Origin of the sequence: Bacteroides sp. D20, assembly GCF_003436255.1 — a bacterium.
Lineage (GTDB): Bacteria > Bacteroidota > Bacteroidia > Bacteroidales > Bacteroidaceae > Bacteroides > Bacteroides uniformis.
Map to the genome: position 1 here is coordinate 141857 of NZ_QSOO01000008.1, position 22854 is coordinate 164710.

Annotated in this window: 11 protein-coding genes; 2 read left to right on the top strand and 9 right to left on the bottom strand. The window is 41.6% G+C overall.

The annotated features are described in order from the left end of the window. Positions 1-29 precede the first annotated feature (29 nt). Positions 30-2534, bottom strand: coding sequence for a family 20 glycosylhydrolase (locus tag DXD78_RS10375; RefSeq protein ID WP_009038037.1), 2505 nt, complete (start codon positions 2532-2534; stop codon positions 30-32). Positions 2535-2709: 175 nt separating this feature from the next. Between DXD78_RS10375 and DXD78_RS10380 the strand changes: the two genes are divergently transcribed. Beyond that, positions 2710-4998, top strand: coding sequence for an NADP-dependent malic enzyme (locus DXD78_RS10380; protein ID WP_117652706.1), 2289 nt, complete (start codon positions 2710-2712; stop codon positions 4996-4998). A gap of 363 nt (positions 4999-5361) precedes the next feature. Next, a complete protein-coding gene (locus tag DXD78_RS10395; RefSeq protein ID WP_009038033.1) occupies positions 5362-6699 on the top strand; it encodes an NADP-specific glutamate dehydrogenase in 1338 nt (445 codons plus the stop codon). 214 nt (positions 6700-6913) lie between these two features. On the opposite strand, the gene DXD78_RS10400 is transcribed toward DXD78_RS10395, so the two are convergent. From DXD78_RS10400 to DXD78_RS10435, 8 genes are all read right to left on the bottom strand, one after another. After that, a complete protein-coding gene (locus DXD78_RS10400) occupies positions 6914-7756 on the bottom strand; it encodes an endonuclease/exonuclease/phosphatase family protein (protein ID WP_034529535.1) in 843 nt (280 codons plus the stop codon). A 90-nt stretch (positions 7757-7846) separates the two neighbouring features. Continuing rightward, positions 7847-8578 carry a DUF3823 domain-containing protein gene (locus tag DXD78_RS10405; protein WP_009038031.1) on the bottom strand — a complete coding sequence of 244 codons (732 nt, stop codon included), beginning with the start codon at positions 8576-8578 and terminating at the stop codon, positions 7847-7849. A 24-nt stretch (positions 8579-8602) separates the two neighbouring features. Continuing rightward, positions 8603-10561: a RagB/SusD family nutrient uptake outer membrane protein gene (locus DXD78_RS10410; protein WP_227740927.1), complete on the bottom strand. Its 1959-nt coding sequence runs from the start codon at positions 10559-10561 to the stop codon at positions 8603-8605. Positions 10562-10573: 12 nt separating this feature from the next. Beyond that, positions 10574-13657, bottom strand: a complete 3084-nt coding sequence (locus DXD78_RS10415; RefSeq protein WP_117652709.1) for a TonB-dependent receptor — start codon at positions 13655-13657, stop codon at positions 10574-10576. Between the two features lie 31 nt (positions 13658-13688). Next, complete coding sequence (locus DXD78_RS10420; RefSeq protein WP_117652710.1) at positions 13689-17174, bottom strand: glycoside hydrolase family 38 C-terminal domain-containing protein; 3486 nt, start codon at positions 17172-17174, stop codon at positions 13689-13691. 510 nt (positions 17175-17684) lie between these two features. Continuing rightward, the gene (locus DXD78_RS10425; RefSeq protein ID WP_117652722.1) at positions 17685-18860 is read right to left on the bottom strand and encodes a sugar MFS transporter; all 1176 of its coding nucleotides are present in this window, start codon (positions 18858-18860) and stop codon (positions 17685-17687) included. A gap of 25 nt (positions 18861-18885) precedes the next feature. Next, on the bottom strand, positions 18886-20475 hold the full coding sequence (locus DXD78_RS10430) for a sulfatase (protein ID WP_117652711.1): 1590 nt from the start codon (positions 20473-20475) through the stop codon (positions 18886-18888). Between the two features lie 10 nt (positions 20476-20485). Continuing rightward, entirely contained in the window at positions 20486-22837 is a 2352-nt protein-coding gene (locus DXD78_RS10435) for a GH92 family glycosyl hydrolase (protein ID WP_009038014.1), read from the bottom strand. Positions 22838-22854 lie beyond the last annotated feature (17 nt).

Below are 22854 nucleotides of genomic sequence, written 5' to 3' on the forward strand. Positions count from 1 at the left end.
GCACTCCCTTTTCATTTCAATATTCTCTATTACTCAACATTCAATATAATCGTCAAACTTTCCTTGCCTTGGTAGAAGGTCTTTGCTTTCACTACCAGGGAACCACACTTCACCGGTTCTTTCCATAAGGTTGACTGGGCAGTAGGTTCCGAACCATCAGTTGTGTAACGTACTTCAGCACCATCAATGGCCACATTAGCATACAGATTTCCATCTTTTACCAATAATCCCGGCTGAGGCAAGCGGAAGTTAATCCCATTCTTTGCCCAATAAGGCATTTCACTCTTGCTGATTTTCTCATAATAAAGTGCCAAAGCCTGATTGAAAGCCTGCTGCTCCCGCACGCCGGACAGGTTTTCCCATACCGGATGAGCATTCCAGCCACGTTCTGCCAGCCCTAAGATTTTGGGGAAAAGAAGATATTCCACGCCATCAAAACTACGGATAGTTTCGGCAAACAATTGCCCTTGTACACCCATAATATGCTTCTTGCCTATCTCTGTCAAAGCAGTCTTCCCCTTTTCCGCATTATCCAAATCAATGGGATTGCCTGCCATATCCACACGCAGCGAACGATAAATGCTGAAAGGAAGCATAGAGAAAGAGACAGACTCATCCACATAACCTCCCCAATCGAGTCCACGCTCGTCCGGATGACCATTGTAAGCCATATCCATATAGAAATTGCCCACGTTGCAAAGGATGACCGGGTAACCGTTATTGGCTGTCTGATAAACCACTTCATCAGAGCCCGGTACAGTATTCCAGCAATACACACCGGCAGCCTGGCCCCTCAACTGTTGATGAGCCTCTTCGGTATGCCCCAAAGCAACTTCCTGCCAACCACTGAATTTCAGTCCGTTCTTCTGCATCACATCCGCCATTTGCGTAATGAAATACTCCGACAAATCATGAGCTTTCGTCATGCCTTTTTCCTTCATCAGCTCTTGGCATTTCGGAGAGCCCATCCACACGCCGCGAGGCACTTCGTCACCACCCAAATGCACTGTGGACAATGAAAGACCGGCTTCCTGATACATCGCATTAAGTTCCTGAATCACCTTCTCCATAAAACGGTAGGTAGAAGGCAAGGCGACATTCATCACATTGTCCGTATAATATTGTACAGAAACATAACGTGAAGTATCTTCCGGTTCACTCAATATATATTCTGTAGCTTTTCCCGGATCAGTTTCAAAATATTTGTTATAGCGTGCCTTCATGGAGACAATGGCAGCGCGGGCATGCCCCGGAGATTCTATTTCCGGAACAATGCGGACATGTCTTTCGGCAGCATACTTCAGCAAATCAATAAATTCCTCGCGGCTATAATATCCATTGCCTACAGTCTTTGCATCAGGGTCATAGCCACCGTCATAACATGGGTAGAGGCACTGGCTTTCGTCAGTGGTATGCCCGCGACGGCTACCCACAGCAGTCAGTTCCTCCAAACCGGGAATCTCCAAACGCCAGGCTTCATCATCACAAAAATGGAAATGCAGGACATTCAATTTATAAGATGCAAAAATATCCACCAGTTTCTTCAAGTTCTCCGGAGCGGTGAAATTACGGGCAATATCTATCATTTGTCCACGATATGCCAAGTCCGGATAATCCCGAATGGAGACTGCCTCCAGCAAATAAGGTGTCTGCTTGCCCTTCAACATTGACAAAAGTGTCTGTGTACCATTAAAAATGCCATGAGGAGTGGCAGCACTGATTTTTATCAGGTTGTCACCTATATTGATAGTATAATATTCATCATTTACGGCCTCCTTCCTATCAAGCAGTTCTTCCAGCACAATCTTCACGGAAGCATTTCCGACAACTTCCAAACCATACAAACCAGTCAGTTTCTCTTTCAGCAACTTGGCTTCACCGGCAAAGTTCTCCGGAAATGCCAAAGCTACCTTACCTTCCAATACGACATTATCGCCTTCAATGGCTACCACTTTCTTTACAGACGGAAGAATGTCTGACTGCACCAAAGCAGGAGCACCAGCCAAGCGAAGATTGGATTCATAAATCTTAGTCGCATCCGGATAGCCGCTCATTGACTCGGGAGAAGGAAGCGGCAGCGCCTTCAAAGCCACGGGCAACGGACTGCCCTCTTTACCATCCACAGTCTCCACCCAATAAGTTCCTTCCGGTACATGGGAGTTCCGGTCCAGCTTGTAAGTGCAAAGGAAAGTAATCCGCATGGAATCACCGGGAGCCAGCGAAGCAAATTCGTCTGTCGGATACATTTTGAAAAAATTACCGTTCACTACCTCTACCTTCACTTCAGAGGCTCCTTCCTGCTTCACCCCTCGGGGAAGCTGTGAATAGTAAATCGTCCAGTTCTTTTTTAGAGGTTTTTGAGAGATATTCTTGAGAATAAAGGTATTCTCATAATATCCGGGTTCGATGTCACTTGCACCCATTTCCCAGGTCAGAGCAACCGGTGCCTTAGGTTCATTACTCGTTTTACATCCAGCAAATAGTGCCATTACACAAAATAATAATCCTGCCAGAGGAAGTTTCAAAATTCTCATGCAACTCATGTGTTAAGTTAATAAATGGGGGTAATTTCTAAAATCTGATGCCAAAAATAAGCATTTTAAGCTAATTAACTGATAAAAGTAATAGATTTTATTGACAGCGAGCTACAATTTAGAACTTTTATACCTACATTTGCAGCCAAATTATAACCAATTTAACTATTCTACCATGGCTAAAATAACCAAAGAAGCAGCCTTGCTCTACCATTCGCAAGGCAAACCGGGTAAGATTGAAGTAGTACCCACCAAGCCTTACAGTACACAAACCGATCTTTCTCTCGCCTACTCTCCGGGCGTTGCAGAACCGTGCCTCGAAATTGAGAAAAACCCGCAAGATGCATATAAATATACAGCAAAAGGCAATCTGGTAGCTGTCATCTCCAACGGAACCGCCGTGCTCGGCCTGGGCGATATTGGCGCCCTCAGCGGCAAACCCGTCATGGAGGGTAAAGGTCTGTTGTTCAAAATTTATGCAGGTATCGACGTATTCGACATCGAAGTAAATGAAAAAGACCCCGACAAGTTCATCGAAGCTGTCAAGGCTATTGCCCCAACATTCGGAGGTATCAACTTGGAAGACATCAAAGCACCCGAATGTTTCGAAATAGAACGCCGCCTGAAAGAGGAATTGGACATCCCCGTGATGCACGACGACCAGCACGGCACCGCCATCATCTCCAGCGCAGGATTGCTGAACGCCCTGGAAGTGGCAGGCAAGAAGATAGAGGAAGTGAAAATCGTCGTAAACGGTGCCGGGGCTTCCGCCACCTCATGTACCAAACTGTATGAAGCGCTCGGTGCACGCCGTGAGAATATCCTGATGCTGGACAGTAAGGGAGTCATCACCAGCGACCGCGAGAATCTGACCGAGCAGAAACGTTACTTTGCCACCGACCGTCGCGATGTACATACTCTGGCAGAAGCCATCAAAGGCGCCGATGTATTCCTTGGACTGTCAAAAGGTAATGTGTTGACCCAGGACATGGTTCGCAGCATGGCAGACCATCCCATCGTGTTTGCCCTTGCCAACCCTACTCCGGAAATCTCTTACGAAGACGCCATGGCAGCACGTCCGGACGTACTGATGTCCACCGGTCGTTCCGACTATCCTAACCAGATTAATAATGTAATCGGTTTCCCCTACATCTTCCGCGGTGCCCTCGACACGCAGGCAAAAGCCATCAACGAAACAATGAAAATTGCTGCCGTACACGCCATTGCCAACCTTGCCAAGCAGCCCGTGCCTGATGTGGTGAACGAGGCATACCACGTAAACAACTTCACTTTTGGTCCCGAATACTTCATCCCGAAACCGGTTGACCCGCGCCTCATCACCGAAGTGTCCTGCGCTGTGGCCAAAGCTGCCATGGAAAGCGGTGTAGCCCGCAAAGACATCGAAGATTGGGATGCCTACCGCCTGCAACTGCGTGAGCTGATGGGTTACGAGAGCAAACTGACCCGCCAGCTCTACGACACCGCCCGCCGCAACCCGCAACGTGTGGTATTTGCCGAAGGCATCCACCCCAATATGCTGAAAGCTGCTGTGGAAGCCAAGGCTGAAGGTATCTGCCATCCTATAATATTGGGCAACGACGAAGCCATCGAGAAGCTGGCAAAAGAACTAGACCTTAGCCTTGAAGGTATTGAGATAGTAAATCTGCGCCATCCGGATGAAGCGCCGCGCCGTGAACGCTATGCCCGCATTCTATCTGAAAAACGTGCCCGCGAAGGCGTCACTTACGAAGAAGCCAACGACAAAATGTTCGAACGTAACTACTTTGGTATGATGATGGTGGAGACGGGTGAAGCAGACGCTTTCATCACAGGCCTTTACACCAAATACAGCAATACCATCAAGGTCGCCAAGGAAGTCATCGGCATCCGTCCAGAATACAAACATTTCGGCACCATGCATATTCTGAACTCCAAGAAAGGCACATACTTCCTGGCAGATACGCTGATTAACCGTCATCCCAATGCCGAAACGCTGATTGACATTGCCAAGCTGTCGGAATATACCGTCCGCTTCTTCAATCATACACCGGTAATGGGCATGTTGAGTTACTCCAACTTCGGTGCGGATAAGGAAGGAAGTCCGGTAAGTGTACACGAAGCAGTGGATTATATGCAACAAAACTATCCTGACCTTGCCATTGACGGAGAAATGCAGGTGAATTTCGCCATGAACCGCGAAATGCGTGATGCCAAGTACCCGTTTACACGCCTGAAAGGAAAAGACGTAAACACACTGATTTTCCCGAACTTGAGTTCTGCAAACTCTGCTTACAAACTGTTGCAGGCCATGGATACAGATGCCGAACTGATTGGTCCTATCCAAATGGGATTGAACAAGCCTATCCACTTTACCGATTTTGAGAGCTCTGTGCGCGATATCGTTAACATCACTGCAGTAGCAGTTATCGATGCTATCGTAGACAAAAAGAAGGCAGTCAAATGAGACGACCGTTATCAAAATTCCAAATAGTTTGCATTGTGCTGCTTTGGGCAGCACTTTGCTACATTGTTTTGATATCTATCGAACGAATTGACGGTCCAATCATTCTAACGCTTGCCATTTCGGCGGCTTTAGTATTTATTCCCGTCATAAAGTCTCTAAAAAGAGGATAAATAATATCTTTTTATTCCATTTTGCGGTATAAAACAATAAAAATGTTGTCTTATACCGCATTTTCTTTATAAAATGTTTGCTCGTTTCATTTTTATGTGTACTTTTGCAACCGCAATGAGAGGAAAAGGAAACAAACCGAAAATCGAATTGTTTTAGGTAACATATAGTAGCAACCAATAAAAGAAATAGATTATGAATGCAGCTAAGGTATTAGAAGACCTGAAAAGACGGTTCCCCAACGAACCGGAGTATCATCAAGCAGTAGAAGAAGTTCTTTCTACGATTGAAGAAGAGTATAACAAGCATCCGGAGTTTGACAAAGCCAATCTGATTGAACGTCTTTGCATCCCCGATCGCGTTTACCAATTCCGTGTTACTTGGGTAGACGATAAAGGTAACGTACAAACCAACATGGGCTATCGTGTGCAGCACAACAACGCTATCGGCCCTTATAAAGGCGGTGTTCGTTTCCACGCTTCTGTAAACCTGAGCATCCTGAAATTCCTTGCTTTCGAGCAGACATTTAAAAACTCATTGACAACTCTGCCCATGGGTGGCGGTAAAGGCGGTTCGGACTTCTCTCCGCGCGGCAAGTCGAATGCTGAGGTTATGCGTTTCGTTCAGGCTTTCATGCTGGAGTTGTGGCGTCATATCGGCCCTGAAACAGACGTACCTGCCGGTGATATCGGTGTAGGTGGTCGCGAAGTAGGTTTCATGTTCGGTATGTATAAGAAGCTGGCTCATGAATTTACGGGTACTTTCACCGGTAAGGGCCGTGAGTTCGGCGGTTCGCTGATTCGTCCGGAAGCTACCGGCTACGGTAACATCTACTTCTTGATGGAAATGTTGAAGACTAAGGGTACTGACCTGAAAGGCAAAACTTGTCTGATTTCCGGTTCCGGTAACGTAGCTCAATATACGGCCGAGAAAGTATTGGAATTGGGTGGTAAGGTATTGACCATGTCTGATTCTGACGGTTATGTATACGATCCGGACGGCATTGACCGCGAAAAGTTGGATTACATCATGGAACTGAAAAACCTCTATCGTGGACGTATCCGCGAATATGCTGAACAATATCCGGGTGTGAAATATGTGGAAGGAGCCAAGCCTTGGGGCGAAAAGGCTGATATCGCTTTGCCTTCTGCCACTCAGAATGAATTGAATGGCGACCATGCCCGTCAGTTGATAGCTAATGGGGTAATGGCAGTATCCGAAGGCGCCAACATGCCCTCTACACCGGAAGCCATCAAAGTATTTCAGGATGCAAAGATTCTGTATGCTCCGGGTAAGGCAGCCAATGCTGGCGGTGTATCAGTATCTGGTCTCGAAATGACTCAGAACTCCATCAAGTTGAGCTGGAGTGCAGAGGAAGTGGACGAGAAACTGAAGAGCATTATGAAGAACATTCACGAAGCTTGCGTGCAATATGGTACAGAAGCCGACGGTTATGTAAATTACGTGAAGGGTGCCAATGTGGCCGGATTTATGAAGGTGGCGAAGGCTATGATGGCACAAGGGATTCTGTAAGAATAAAAGCCATAGTTGTTATGAAGAAAGGCGAAGGGAGTTGCACCTCTTCGCCTTTCTTCATAATAGCAACCTATTCAGTAGGGACATATTAAGAATTTCCTTGTCTTTCCCTCATTTTTTATTCGGTTTCGGACTCATCCATAATTCTAACAACCCTCCATTAGCAAACACATCGTGAGAAAACCAGAATACATCATGATTTTTCACATAATTAAAACTTCAGTACCCCCTTAATCGGATAGTGATCAGAAATAAAAGTTTTTCCTGCATATTTTTCTCGAATTGTAACGTATTCCGTACACATTTTAAACCCTTTATAATAAATATAATCTATAATGGAGCTACGGGTCCCCCATCCATTGAAAGTACCAAAAGAATCCGTTTTTTTAGCAGAAGTTCTAGCATCTATCATTTTTTCATTCAGTTTTTGTATGGAAGAATCTGTATGCTCCATATTAAAATCTCCGGTCAAAATTAATGGAAAATTATCAGGATTAATCTTCTGTATCTTTTCTAAGATGAGATTCAGACCTTCCTTCCGTGCCACTCTTCCGACATGGTCCAAATGAGTATTAACGTAATAAAATTTCTCCATTGTCTTTTTATCCTTCAAAAGTGCCCATGTAGCAGTACGGGTACATGCAGCATCCCATCCTATAGAAGGAATTTCAGGAGTTGAAGAAAGCCAAAAATTACCCCACTCCAACAATTCTATTTTTTTCTTATTATACATTATTGAAGCATGCTCTCCGTCGTGCTTACCATCAATGCGTCCAACACCTACAGCCTCATAGTTCGTGCAATTCTCAAGAATAAACGCCAGCTGAAAATCCAAAGCTTCCTGAACTCCCAAAATATCGGGTTTATGCTTTTTAATCATTTTTATAGTAGCTGGCTTTCTGAATTCCCATGCATTAACACCGTCCTCTGCCGTACCATACCGCATATTATAAGAAATAACAGTAAGTTGTGAACTATTTTTCCCCCTTTTTGCAGAAACGAACTGAGGTAACATAAGGGTAATTACCATAAAAATAAAAAAGGACTGTTTCATATTAATATCTATAAAAGAGATGAGAGTGTAAAAAACCAGACCAAACAATGTGCTTATCAAGGTTCCAATACACTCTCATCCAGATTATTACTAATTACGTGCTATAGTTGTGATTTCTTTAATTGTTGTATAGTTATAACGATTGGTACCGCTAAAGCTTTTTGTAGTACGAGCACCTACACGCAAAAAGAATTTACGCGAATAATCAGGGAATTGTCCTTTTGTCTTAATAGTAATTTCTTTACCTAAAACATCGGTTAAAGCTGCCCCTAACAACTGAGTAGAAAAACGCGGACTGAAGCTGAAATCTCCGACATAACTCGTTTCGCTCACAAATAGCCAAGCTTCGGTAAGCGGTTGTTGGTAATCCGGATTATTTGTACCACGAGTAATTATAACCTTCACCTCCACAGTACCATCTGCATTGACCTGAGGTTCGCCTACCCATTTCACGCGCAACAGCGGCTCAATCTCATAAGTTTTCTCTACAGTACCTTTTATATCAATAATCTCTTCATCCAATGGTACAAAAGCACCTTCAGGAATAATACCATAATTGCCTGCAAATATTTTGGTATTCTGGAAAGTACCATCCTGCATACAATTAAAATCATAAGGTTCCGGAGTATCACTCCAGCTATACTCCATCATACGGATACGAATGCCGGTATTACCAATAGCTGTTTGGAAAGGTTCTTTGGTTTCCTTATCAATAAAAGCACCACGGAAAGTTTCTTCAGGTTCTCCATAATTATCCACATCGCAAGAGGTAAAATTTACCAATAAGCATAAGGACAACAAAATATATGTTAACTTTTTCATAATTGAATGTTTCGTTTCTTATAATTAATAACCTGGATTTTGTTTACAGTTCGGATTCTTGGTGATTTCACCAGTCGGAATCTGCTGATAATAATTACGTGTATCATAAGTATAAGTATATCCATATTCCTGCTCCTTGATATCCATGAAATACTTCATGGCATCTGCTGCAAAGAATGGCTGCAGAGTGCGATATCTGCGTGTAGACTGCTCATCATCAATAATACGCCAACGCTTCAAATCCCAATAAGTTTTATTTTCGAAAGCAAGCTCTTTACGACGCTCTATACGCACTACATCAATTGAAGTTTCTGCAGAAGAAGCAAGCAACGTAGCACCTGCACGTTCACGAATAAGATTCACACAGCGGAAAGCCTCCTCTACATAATTCTTACCGGCATCATCGGTAACACTACCCGCAGCTGCAAGTTCCATAGCCGCCTCGGCACGATTGAGCAATACTTCTGCATAACGGATATCAATCCAATCTGTAACAGACTGATTCCAAGTTGTATTCTTCTGTTCAGGATTCAGATACTTACGAATAAGGAAACCGGAAACCGTACAGCCTATCTCCTGATTCTTCACTGTACCACTTTTCCCTGCACGCTTCATCATTGTACCATCCTTTAACTGAATTGCATTAGCATCCGTATTTTGCGATTCGCGACTGGCCAATTTCAGCAAACTCGTCGCATCGTTAGCATAAGCACTATAATCATCATAAAAGCCATAGGTATCTTCTGAAGGAAGAAGAGGAGAAATTTTATCACCTTCTCCAACCCAAATACCACGACGGATTTCAATGGATTCACCCTTGAACTCGTCACCCGGCAGCAATACAGTAGCACGCAAACGAGGTTCGGCATTCTTGAAAGGTTCCATTGTTGTTTCATACAATTTATAATAACCTTCCGTGTTCATGTTGGCAAAATGCCCATCGGCATCTTTCTCAAAACCTTCAAACATTTCTACAAAATCCAATGTAGGACAAATTTCTGTGTTGCTACCACCGGTAGAGGTTTGCGTAGGCTGTGCAAAACAATCATATGAATGTACACAGTCCGGGTAATCAAAATATTTCACGAAAATATTCTCTTCCGTATCTTTCAAGAAAATATTCACGAAATTAGTATATTGTGCATCTTTATTATTAGTTGCCCAGTCCCCTTTGTAAAGAGCATAACCTCCTTCATCAACAATCTTCGATGCTTCATAAGCCTGTTTAAAATAATCGGCAGCACGATTTGCTGGAATTCCGCAAATACGCGCATCATTATAAACTTCATTCACATCATTATATTTGGCAATACTTCCGGCATAAAGCATAGTACGCGATTTAAAAGCTGCAGCTGCATATTTATTGGCACGTCCTTTTTGGTTCTTTGCAGACAAATGCGCAATAGCGTAGTCCAAATCACTGGAAATAAAATCCCAGACAGCCTCTTCCGAATCACGGAACAATTGTGTTTCAGGAATGCTTACTGTAGCCGGATAATCAATTACTGTGTTAACAATAGGTACACCACCATAACGCTTTACTAATGCAAAATAAGTATAAGCACGAATGAAATACGCTTCGCCCAACAAACTTTCAATTTCAGCAGCAGAATGTGAATCAGCATATTTGGGAAGTGTTTCTATAAAATAGTTCGTTTCACGTATTAAGGCATACGCAGCATCCCAATAGTTTGCTGTTTCAACCTCTGCCCCCTTCGTGTCACGGCTAATAGCTTCACCAGTCAAACAAGAAGGTTGCGCAAAATTAGAACCTCCCGAAAAGAACATGTTTACATGCGAATAGCGGAAGTCTTCTACAGGCAACGTACTATACAAACGGGCCATATAGCTTGTAACCCCCGCCGTACTTCCAAAAATATCATTATCACCAACAATATTCATTGGTGGGATGTCCAGATCTACACAAGAAGTCAATGACCCCATGCATAATGCAAATGCGAAGATATATTTTTTAATTTTCATGTTGATATTCATTTAAAATTTAAGATTTGCTCCAATAGTAACTGTTTTATTTAAAGGATAGTTATATCCATAATTTCCTGACGGGAATTCAGGATCACAATATTTCAATCCGGTAATGGTAAACAAGTTATAACCGCTTAAATAAACACGCAGCCCTTGTACACCAATTTTAGTCAACCATGATTTAGGAAGACTATATCCCACTTCAATTGTTTTCAAACGCAGATAAGCAGCATTTTGCATATTGAATTCTGAATTCCGGTTCGGCAGTGAACCAGTGTAAGCATAATGACCGCTAATCCATTTAGTTGCCGGATCGTAAGGATCTGCATGACTATCAGCAGGACGCCAACGATCCATAAATTGATCCAAAGCATTTGTATTAGCCCACAATGGATTGTAAAGCAACTCATCATAAGAGATATGACGTTTGGCAGCTCCTTGCAACAACAGACTTACATCAAAACCTTTCCAACTTGCATTAAACGTCAAACCGAAATTTATCAAAGGACGGTCTCCCGTGTTCGTCAAAGGATGTTCGTCCAATTCATTAATCCAACCATCACCGTTCCAATCCTCATAGTTATAATCACCGAGTACAGAACCACGTCCTATATAAATAGAATTGTAATAAATTTGATCCCATGAAGTAAAACGTTCGCCGGCCCCATATCCCCACCAAAGATCTGTAAAACGATCGTTTGAATTTTGTTTCCAATTCAAATAAGAATTACCTTTCCGCGCACCTTCCACATGTTTATTTTCTGAACGGGCATACGCAAAATTTCCTTTTATCTCATAACTGAACTCATTGATGGTATTACGGTGGCTTATTTCTATTTCATATCCACGGGTCATATCTCCATTCAGATTCTCTTGTGGCAATGCGGCTCCCACTACTCCCGGAAGACTCGCTGCCCGAGTGGTCAGTAATCCATCACGATCACGTCGGAAATAATCAACAGTCAATCCCAATAGACCATCCCATGCTTCCAAATCAAAACCTATATCAAAAGTTTTAGCTTCAATCCATGAGATGCTTTGATTAGCCAATCCCTTTGTTGCAGAAGCATTGACAAATGAGCCATCAAAAATGGCACCACCCGGCATCGCATATGCTGCCCCACCTACCGGATACGTATAACCATTAAGGAACTGATACGCTAAAGCACCATCGTCACCCATCTTACCCCAAGAAGCACGTATTTTAAGGTTATTAATGAAATTCAAAGAAGATTCTTTCCAAAACTTTTCTTCAGAGACACGCCATCCCCCTGACACTGAAGGAAACATAGCCCAACGTGAATTTGCAGGGAATTTTGAAGAACCTTCATAACGGAAAGCAAATTCAATAAGATATTTGGACTTATAATCGTAAGCTACACGCCCTACCAATGCTTGATTGGCATTATCAAACAAGGCAGAAGCAGCAGTACTCTGTCCAAATTGCTGGTTATCAGCATTTCCGGCAAAAACTTGATCTATAGGAATAGAAAGTTCCTTTTTACCATTAAAGTTATCCCCCTTATAAGTCGATTCCTCAAACAGCAGCATCGCATCAATATTATGCCCATTAAACTCACGAGAGTAATTAGCTTGTACTTGCCATAAAGTATTATCTTTTGAATAGAATGTACGACCTACTTTAGGAGGATCATTACGCGTCCATACCTGATTATCTCGATATGATTTCCAAGTATTTTCAAACTCCTTATTATCATTCATTATATAATCGTAACTATATAACCCCTTTAGTTTCAATCCTTCTACCCAAGGTACATCATAACTCAATGAAAAACTTGACTGAAACCATTTGCTCTTATAAGTTTTATATCCTACAACATCCTTATCCATCATCGCCACCGGATTCATCAAAGTAGAGTTTGAAGGCTGGGTAAAACCGCCATTCTCCTGATAAATGGGATCCATCGGCTGCATCAACCAAAGACCACGAATAATATCATAAGCACCATAATGCGGTGTATTACGCTCATCCATCAAACCTGAAAGATTAACATCCAATTTCAGATTCTTAGTAATATTGGCAGAAAGATTACTACGCATTGTCCATTTATCGTAATTCATATCATCTGTCTGCAAGAAACTTTGTTGCGCTTGATAGCCAACACTCGCATAATAATTTACACGTTCCGTCCCACCTGAAATATTGATGGAATGTTGTGTCTGAGGCGCAGAACCACGTAATACTGCTGATTTCCAATCTGTAGTCTGTGCAGCGGCTATTTCTTCATCAGAATAAGAAGCTCCCCCACCATCTACATTATGACGTCCCTTTTCATTAGCCAATGTCATCCATTCTTGTGAAGTAACCAAATCTGGGAAATTGGAAGGCATTTGCCAAGTAAAGCTACCCGAATAATTAATTTCCGGTTTCCCTTGCGCACCTTTTTTGGTGGTAATAAGAATCACGCCATTGGCAGCACGCACACCATAGATAGAAGCAGAGGCATCCTTCAAAACAGAAATACTCTCAACATCTTCCGGATCAACGCGTGCCATATTATCGCGAGGAATACCATCAATTATCACCAGTGGATTCCCCAGTCCACGGATATCCATCGATGTATTGAAAGCTCCCGGCTCACTTGAATTTTGAACCACACGTAAACCGGCAATCTTACCAGTCAGCATATTCTGTAAACTTTCATTTTTTGTAGAAACAATGTCCTTCGTGTTTACGGCAGACACAGCACCGGTCAATGTCTGTTTCTTTTTCACTCCATAGCCTACCACTACCAGTTCATCAATCAAAACATTGTCACTTTGAAGGATGACATTATAAACCTTCTGTTCTGCCTTGATGGCAATCGTCTGTGACTTATATCCGATAAAACTTACTTTAATCGACGAATTTGACGTCACCTCTAAAGAAAAGTTTCCATCAACGTCCGTCACACATCCATTTTTTGTCTTGGTATCAATGACAGTCGCGCCAATCACCAGCTCACCGGTGTTGTCCTTTACTGTACCCGATACCTTAAAAGAGTTCCCTTGTGCATACAACGTCACTGTCATGAACGACACCATTGCACACAACCAAACCTTTAAAAGATTCTGTACCACTAACTTTTTCATACTTATTAAATTTAAAATTGCAATTTGATGATTATTCTATTATTACTTTCAACATGATATATTCATAAGGCTTCATCCAAAACATCTCGTCATTAAAAGGTCTTAAGGCCTTCTGACGATAATCACATACACTTACTTCACGCGGCCTTATACTACCCCAAACAAATGATGAACAAACACTCTGCTTACCCATATTGTGCAGGCAGACAATATACCCCTTTCCATCGTCAGCAGGTTTGATACTGGATAATGCAATACGATGGCGTCCTTTCAACCGAAACAACTGCTCTATATTCTGAGAAGAACGACTGGCTACAGCCACCAATTCCATCTCACGTTCAGCTCCTCGCTGTTTCAATTTCAGGTCAAGCGGATTACAAGGCTGCAAAGAATAGCGAAACTTCGCTGTGCCTCCTTGTGATGCTTTATAATTAGTCCTCCATGTATTCGTCATTACCCATGAATAGACAATCGGCGATATCTTGGCAGACTGCCACCAGCCATATCCATGACGGGGATTCAGGCGATAATCAAGCCCTGAGGGCGAACCCAGTTCAACAAAAGGCGCATCAACGGTGGTCAGGCAGACTGCATGCTCCAAATCTCCCACAGCCAATCCGTTTTGCAATGAATAATAATGTTTGTTTACTCCCTCCAGTTGCTCACGCTCAGGATGAATTTCACTCATGGCAAGATCCATTGTAATTTCAGGTTGCTGAATATTGAATGGAAAAACAAAACGCACATTTTCAAAATCTAAAATATCCTGCTTATCCAACGTATTACAAATATCTACCCTATCTATCCCTTTGTAAACTGTCACATCACGCCATAAAGTATTACATCCTGGAGCTTTAGACTCTATACGCAGTGTAGCAGCAACCGCTCCATCATCCAACACTCTTATATTTAATATCTGTTCGATTCCCTGTGGGTCAGAAGCATATCTTCCAGTATATAAATAATCATTCAAACCGCTATTCGAAGCATATTCATAAGAGTCACCAACTCTTTTGAAAGAACTAATTGTACCTTTCACCTCATCAATTTCAACGCGTACAATTCCATTATTTAATATTTTATTCTCTGCAATCATGGAAACGAAACGTCTTGAACTCTTTTTCTTCGAGACGATTTGATATACCTCAGAAGAAAGTGCTGGTATATTTTCAGCAACAAAAGCCCAACGGCCATCATACAGACGCTGTGTCTCTACTTTTTCACCAGTCCTGGTTATCAATTCTTTTTCATTCAAATTGACCATTGAATCCAAAAACACTACATCCGTACGATTCCAAAGATTTGTATTCAGCACATGTACAAAATCCCCACCTTTGTCGACATGCAATGGGCTTAAAGCCTGTTTATATAATATTTGAGACTGATTACTTGCATTATCAGCATAAGCTTTTTTCCCTTCCCACAAATCTTTTGTAAATTTAGAATGCGGGTCAGTTCCACTAGCAGAAGCCCCCCAAGTGTGCTCAGAAAACAGTATCACATTTTTCCATGCTTCTTTAAAAGCTTTATCTGGGAAAGCGTCTGTTTTATGAAGCATACTCCAAATAGTTTCAGTCTGTGCCAAGCGTGCAGCAGTAGTACGATTCATTGCTGTCTCACAAGCAGTAGAAGCCGCTCCGTCTTCCCAAGTGGGAGTCATGTCACCAGCAAAGACGGGTAATTCAGCGCCATATTGTTCTTCGAATTTCATAAAGAACTCACGGGCAGTTGATATACGGAATTGAGGAGACTCATAACGTTCATTCCACTCACGGATTACATCAGACATTGATTGATCGGGAGGGCCGTTATCACCATGAACTGTATAACGTAAATAACAAGTTTGATATGGAAACTCCTCAGTTTCTAATTCTGTTAAATAGTCCCAGATTGGCTCAAGTCCACAAACTCCGATACGGTTAGCCAACCAGCCATGAAACCATGAGTAACCGCGCCCTGCCTGCCATACAAGTACTTTATCAGTACCTGATTGAGATTGCCAATAAAAAGGTCTATCACCCCATCTGACATGTAAAGCAGCAGCACGGTCATTTCCTATCCTCCCATAAAAAGGTACATAATTTGGTCCGGGTGAATAATATTTCACTCCATTCTTAGCCATTGCAGTGACCAATCCCCAAGCTTGCCCAGGCACATCACTCATCATTGCAGTATTCAGCTCTACTCCCACTTCATCACTAATCCAATGTGCATCATCAAAAATATGCATCAATTCTTCTTGTCGGCTAATCCCAGTCAAAATACTTCCCAAAGACATATCAACATTAATAATACCATCGCGAATGGCCTGCTTCAAACGTTCAGCCTTTTCAGTTGCTGCATATTTTTTCAAATATGCAGCAACTGCCCATGTAGCCTCCGTATTCCAACAGTAACGTGAACCTTCCGGATATTCTTTAGTACGCTCAGCTAAATCGAGTGCGCGTTCCAAATTACGCCATTGAAGTTTCATCACATCATCCTGGCGATGTGTATATCCGATATCCAAATGAGAATGCGGAAAAAAGCAAACAGTCCACTTTCTTGCTCCTGGCACTTCATATTTACGTTTCACACAACCTTGACGGCTATTCACCTTTATCTCCAAAGAAGAGGTCTCTTCCATATATCCAGCAGGGAAATATCCTTTGTACTCATCCACCCCAGTCTTTGAAGCCTCTATTTCAGCATTCCATATTTTATCACCTAATTGACACGTTAAGGTAGCCCCAGCATACAATGGAGTATTAAAACGTAATAAGAATTCTCGTTTAGGACCTTCAGCACTCTTTAGATAGCCTTGCCCAGCCACAAAAGAAATATCATCAAGCTTTCCCAATGATTGTACTGAAACCACTGTTTTTTTATAAAAACGAATTTCGCTCAAACCATAGTAATCCACATTCTGATGCATATCAGCAGCTTCCTGTATCACAACCGGATTCTTACGATCATAATGATTACCTTCTCCATCCAACGCAGCCGTAAAGCATATATAACGTGCTTTTATACCTTTAGTATCCAAAGAAAAATCCACGGATCCAGGATTACGTCCTACCGATTCAGGAATTAAATAATATTCCAAATCACCATTCTTTAGTAATTGCCATTTATTCCCATCCTCTGAGTACTCTATATATACCTTATTGAGTCCACGCCGAGTATGCTCATTCTGATTATAGTTCCATATCTGAATCAAATCTACTTCAGGACATTTTCTACTTTTACCAAAATCACACAAAAACCAGACAACTCCTTCATGAGTAGACTTATTGTAACGAACTGGCTTTTTAGAAACTTCAGACAACCACATGCCATGTCCCAGGTTATTAGCCACATGATAGCACCCCTGCATTCCATCTCCATTAACTACGGAACAAATAGTTCCTTTATTCAATTCGCTACTGGCAGATACTTTAATTAAGCTCTCATCCAACTGTTTATACACAACAATACGTTGTGCATATCCGGTAATGAACATCATTAATAACAAAATAACGGTAATGATTTTTTTCATTCCACAAAATATTAGTTTTTAATAAAACTGCTAAACATATAAAGTAGTCTCAACAAAAACAAACCTCATTATATGTATGAACATATAGATGCAGCAAATATATATAATAAATTCAAAAAGCAAAAGTAAAACAAAGTTTTTTTTATAAAAAAATGAGATGTAATAAATTAAAAGTCAAACTAAACTTAAATTAATTTATCACTAAATTATTTATAAAAGAATACATATTAAAACTTAAACTACTAATAATTAACTAATTATGTTTAAAAACATCTTTAACTACAATATTAAAAAACAAACATTTCAAAGAATAACATCCCAGCAAAGCCCGTATTTATCAAAATGATTACACAACACACTTCAATGTTCACACATTAATTATAAGGTATAAAATTATATTTTCATTAAATCATCATACCAAAGAAACCATACAACACAAAAAAGCGTCTTCGTTTTCGAAGACGCTTAAAAAATAAAAATGATGATGTATTAATAGTATCAAAAAACGAATCACTTTACACAAGAAGTTACTTTTATACCAAAAGCGCAATACGTTAGATATAATACGCAGGCCAACGTCACCACAACACCACCGATAATACCTACAGTACCGATGGCAAAACCGATAACTGGAGTTACCACTCCACCTCCGGCAACCGCTGTAATCATCAGACCGGAAATCTGATTTGCCTTCTCCGGACGCGCCTGCAAAGCCATTGAATAAATAATAGAGAAAACAGATGAAGCAAAAAAGCCTACTGCACCAATACAAACTATATTCACCACATCCTTTTCCACTCCCATTAAAACTAACAGCGAAACGACACAAGCTACAATATTTATACGGAAATATTTCATTTCTGCAATACGGGTCAACAAGAACGCCCCTAACAAAGCACCAATCGTACGACTAAGGAAATAGACTTGAGGAGCAAATTTTACTTGCTCATCAGACCATCCAAAACGGATAGACATAAGTTTCGAACTAATAAAGTTTGTCGCCACATCCACGCCTACAATAAAGAAAATTCCTAAAAACAGTAATAGAATAGTCCGGTCTTTCAACAAAGCAAACGTATTCCTCATGGAAAGATCACTGTTCGACACAACATTTCTTTCCCGTTCAATAGGGGTTGCAATCAGCCAAACTGTCGACAATAAAGTGATGAAGCCAAGAATGGGGAAGCAATAATACCATTTATCCATCCCCCAATAATGGACAGCCAGCAATACAATCTCCGGACCGACTAAAGAAGAAGCCGCTTTTATTACCTGCCCAACTGTCAAACTACTTGTCAGGAAAGCTTTGTTAGTTATAACATTATTAAGCAACGGATTTAAAGAAACTTGTAAAATAGCATTTCCTATACCCAACAAGGCATAAGCCACCATGCAAGTTACACCATCATACGCCAATAATGGCAGAATCATACCTACAATTGTAATCACCATACTAACAAGTACGGTATTCTTACGTCCCCATTTATTCATCCGATTACCTATCGGAATTCCTAAAAACAAGAACCAAACAAACACCATTGAAGGTACAAACCCGGTCATCATAGGTGACCAGTTAAAACTACGCTGAACATAGTCTGATGAAATACCGACAATATCACAGAAGCCCATCACAAAGAAACCGAAAAGTACCGGAAAGGCTGTCATTATAGAGTTTTGTTTTTTCATTTTCATGGATTTTTATATAAAATATCTATTCTGTCACTCCCACGTCTTTACGCAGTTTTTCCAATTGAACAGTCAGTGCTTCCCGTACTTTTACATACTTCGGGTTATCATATACATTATTGACCTCCATCACATCTTTTTTCAAATCATACAATTCCCAAAAGTCAATAGCTTCATCATTCCCACTACCCTCTCCATACCAATGAATCAATTTGTAGCGTTTAGTGCGAATGCCATCATGTTTGCGTACACTACCCACTGCCGGATAATCGTAAAAATGATAGTATAACTCATTTCGCCAATTTTCCGCCTTTCCATTTTTAAACAACGGTAATAAAGAGCGCCCAGACATCTCTTTCGGCACCTCCACTCCTGCAAGGCTCAGGAAAGTCGGTGCCAAATCAATATTCTGCACCAGCTCTTTGCATACCGAATGTTTCTTGACTAAAGAAGGGCACGAAATAATCAGAGGTGTACGGAAAGACTCCTCATACATAAAGCGCTTGTCATACAGTCCATGCTCTCCCAACAGAAAACCTTGATCAGAGGTATAAACTATCACTGTATTATCCAGAACTCCTTTTTCTTCCAAATAATCAAGCAAACGGCCCACTTGTTCATCTACCGAACGGATAGTCCGACAATACTCTTTTACATACCGTTGATATTTCCACCGAAGCAAATCCTTTCCAACCGGAGGATTTTTCAGGAATTCTTCATTTTTCTTGTCATAAATAGCTTCCCATGTGGCACGCTGTTTGCTATCCATCTCAGCCATTGCCATCAGCCAACTGTCTCTAATATATTGCAATGTAGGTTCGTTCTTCAATTCTCTCACCTTAAAATCGAACGCATACCCCATGTGCCGATCAATTGTCAGCTCCTGAGTTTTCATCTGCGGACCACGTGTCGTATAGTCATCAAATAGCGTTTCAGGTTCTGGAAAATCCACATCCTCAAATAAATGCATATTGGGAAAGTCAGGCATCCAATTACGATGAGGTGCCTTGTGATTTACAAGGACACAGAAAGGCTTCTCATCGGAGATGTTTTTCTCCAACCACTCTATGGCATGATCGGTTATCAACGTGGTAGCATATCCTTTTTCTTTTATATATTCTCCGTTTGTATCAGGACGACGGAACTTGGGATTATAGTATTCACCCTGATCAAAAAGAATGTCATAATGGTCAAACCCCTTCGGCTCAACATTCAAATGCCACTTTCCAAAGACTGAAGTTACATATCCTTTTTTTTGTAGCAGCTCGGTAAACCATTGTTTCTGTGGATTCAAACAGCACCCCAACCTCGTCTGTCCGTGCTGATGACTATACAAGCCCGTTAAAAGGGTCGCCCGGCTTGGAGCTGAAATGGAATTCTCTACAAAAGATTGCGTAAAAAGCATGCCATTCCCAGCCAAACGATCAATGTTAGGTGTCGGAGCCAACTTTGAAATAGGATGTCCGTAAGCACTTATGGTCTGGAAAGCATGGTCATCCGTAAAAATACAAACAATATTCAACGGTTTATTGGACACTTTCTGGGCCCAAATAGGTTGTACTGCCGATATTATCGGCAGTACAACCATAGAAGTGGAAAACAGATTATTTTTCATAACATATTTCTCAGTGAGTCAATTCCTCATTAGGTGAAGCTCCCAAACCTAAAACCAATTTTCCTCCTTTTACGACCTCACTAAAGGGCAATTGTACAGTATCTTGCGGACGGTTGTTCAAAGATATATCCTGCAAATAACAATCACCTACCGCCTGCTTCTTAGCTTCGATTACAAATTTCTCTCCCGGATAATAATCTTTATTCAAACGGACAGTGACTTTGTCAAACAAAGGGGCACCTATCTGGAATTTCGGATCAATCTCCGTCAATCCCTTTACATCAAATAAGCCCAATGCAGACATTACGTACCAAGCCCCCAATTGTCCTTGATCCTCATCCTGTCCATAACCATAGCCATGTATACCTTCGAGGCCATAGAACTCATCCAAAATAGCACGTACCCACTTTTGAGACAGATATGGTTTACCCGAAAAGTTAAACAACCAAGAAATATGCAAATTAGGCTGATTACCATGATTATACACCGTCTTCAATCCGGCGAACGCATCCACTTCTTTCCCACCTCCAAAAATATTTTTCTGTGAAAGCAAAAAGATACTATCCAGACGATTATTAAACGTTTCTTGCCCTACCAAATCTACCAATTCGTCTATCTGGTGAGGAACATAAAATGTATATTGCACGGCATTTCCTTCTTGAAATCCCTTCCAAGGAGCCAATGGATTAAAATCTTCCAGAAAATTTCCTTTAGTATCCTTGGGACGAATCAAACGGGTCTCCGGATCATAAAGATTCTTCCAGCCATTCGACAAATCAGAGAGTAACTTATAGTCATCCTCTTTACCCAAATGTTTGGCAAATTGGGACACAGCAAAACTACTGAAACTGTATTCCATTGTATGTGAAGCACCAAACCCAGATCCTTCCTCACGAGTCACCATATCAAACCGTTTTTCATAAGGAGAATATCCACGTTCCACAAACTGACGTACATCCATCTTACCTGCACCTTCAAGTCTTCCACGCCATTCCACTTCATTCTTCAAAGCAGCTTCATATCCCTGCTGTACGTCAAAATCACGAATACCGCAATTATATGCAGCAGCAATAGCCAAGCTAGTAAAATTCGTCCCTACTCCAGACACATATTTACTGCATGCGATGCCATCACCCAACCAACCGGCATCCTGATAAACCAACAACTGACTTTTTATCCAATCAGAATAATATTCGGGATAAGCCAATGACCATAATTGCGTCAGATTCCAGAAACCACCCCAAATGGCATCCGTATTATAATGCTGATGTACCGGATTACCTTCTTCATCAAGAGCAATACGACCGACCGTTCCATTATTTTTAGGATAATATCCATTTGCATCACTAGCCAATCCACGCCCCAAAAGCGCATGGAACAATCCGGTGTAAAACTTCACTTTATCAGTTTCCTTCCCTCCTTCCACATAAATCCTGCTCAGAGATTCATTCCACACATCTGTTGCATTCTTCTTGGCTTGGTCAAAGGTAACATCCGCAGCCTCGGTTTCCCGGTTGAAACGAGCATTCTCTATGGAAGTATAGGATAGGCCCACTTTGACTTCCACAGCCTCTTGTTCTTCTGTAGAGAATGTCATGTAAAGACCCGCGCCTGGTCCTTTTTCCTGATGTTTACCCGGATTAACCACATCTTTTACAAAAGTACCTACCTGAACCGGCTTCTTATTAAGAACAGCCGAGAAATACATACGTACATCTGCCCCTTTCTGATAAATATTAACATATACGGGGGAAGTGATTACATAACCTTCCACCCGGCCATCTTCAAAATATTGTACTTCGGCATCTTTCACCTCACCACTTTCTCCTTGCTTGTTACCTATATCGAAGATAAGGTTTGCCAGTTCTGTTTTGGGATAGGTATAACGATGAAATCCCACTCGTTTCATAGCAGTCAATTCAGCCTTTACTCCATAGTCCTTCAACAAAACAGAATAGTACCCGGGAGCTGCCACTTCATCTTTCTTATCGAAACGTGAACGATAACCGCCATCCGGATTTTCCAACTCACCCGGTACTGTCTGCAATTCTCCGACAGTCGGTGCAAATACGACACCGCCTACCTGGAACTCGTGAAAATTGGCAAAGCCTTCGATGGAAGTATGACGAAAATCATACCCCACTGCTTGCCAACCACCGGGATTTCCCAAATGCGCATCGGTAGAAGGAGCCAGTTTTGCCATGCCAAACGGAATAGCAGCCGGTGTATAAAAGAACCAACGACAATGCGCAGTTCCAATGTTTGGGTCTACATAGTCCACCAAAGCTTTAGTGCTTGAAGTACTTGTTGAACACCCCATAATGATACTCATACATATCACCAAAAAACAAAGTCGTTTCATGATATTAATTTATTAAG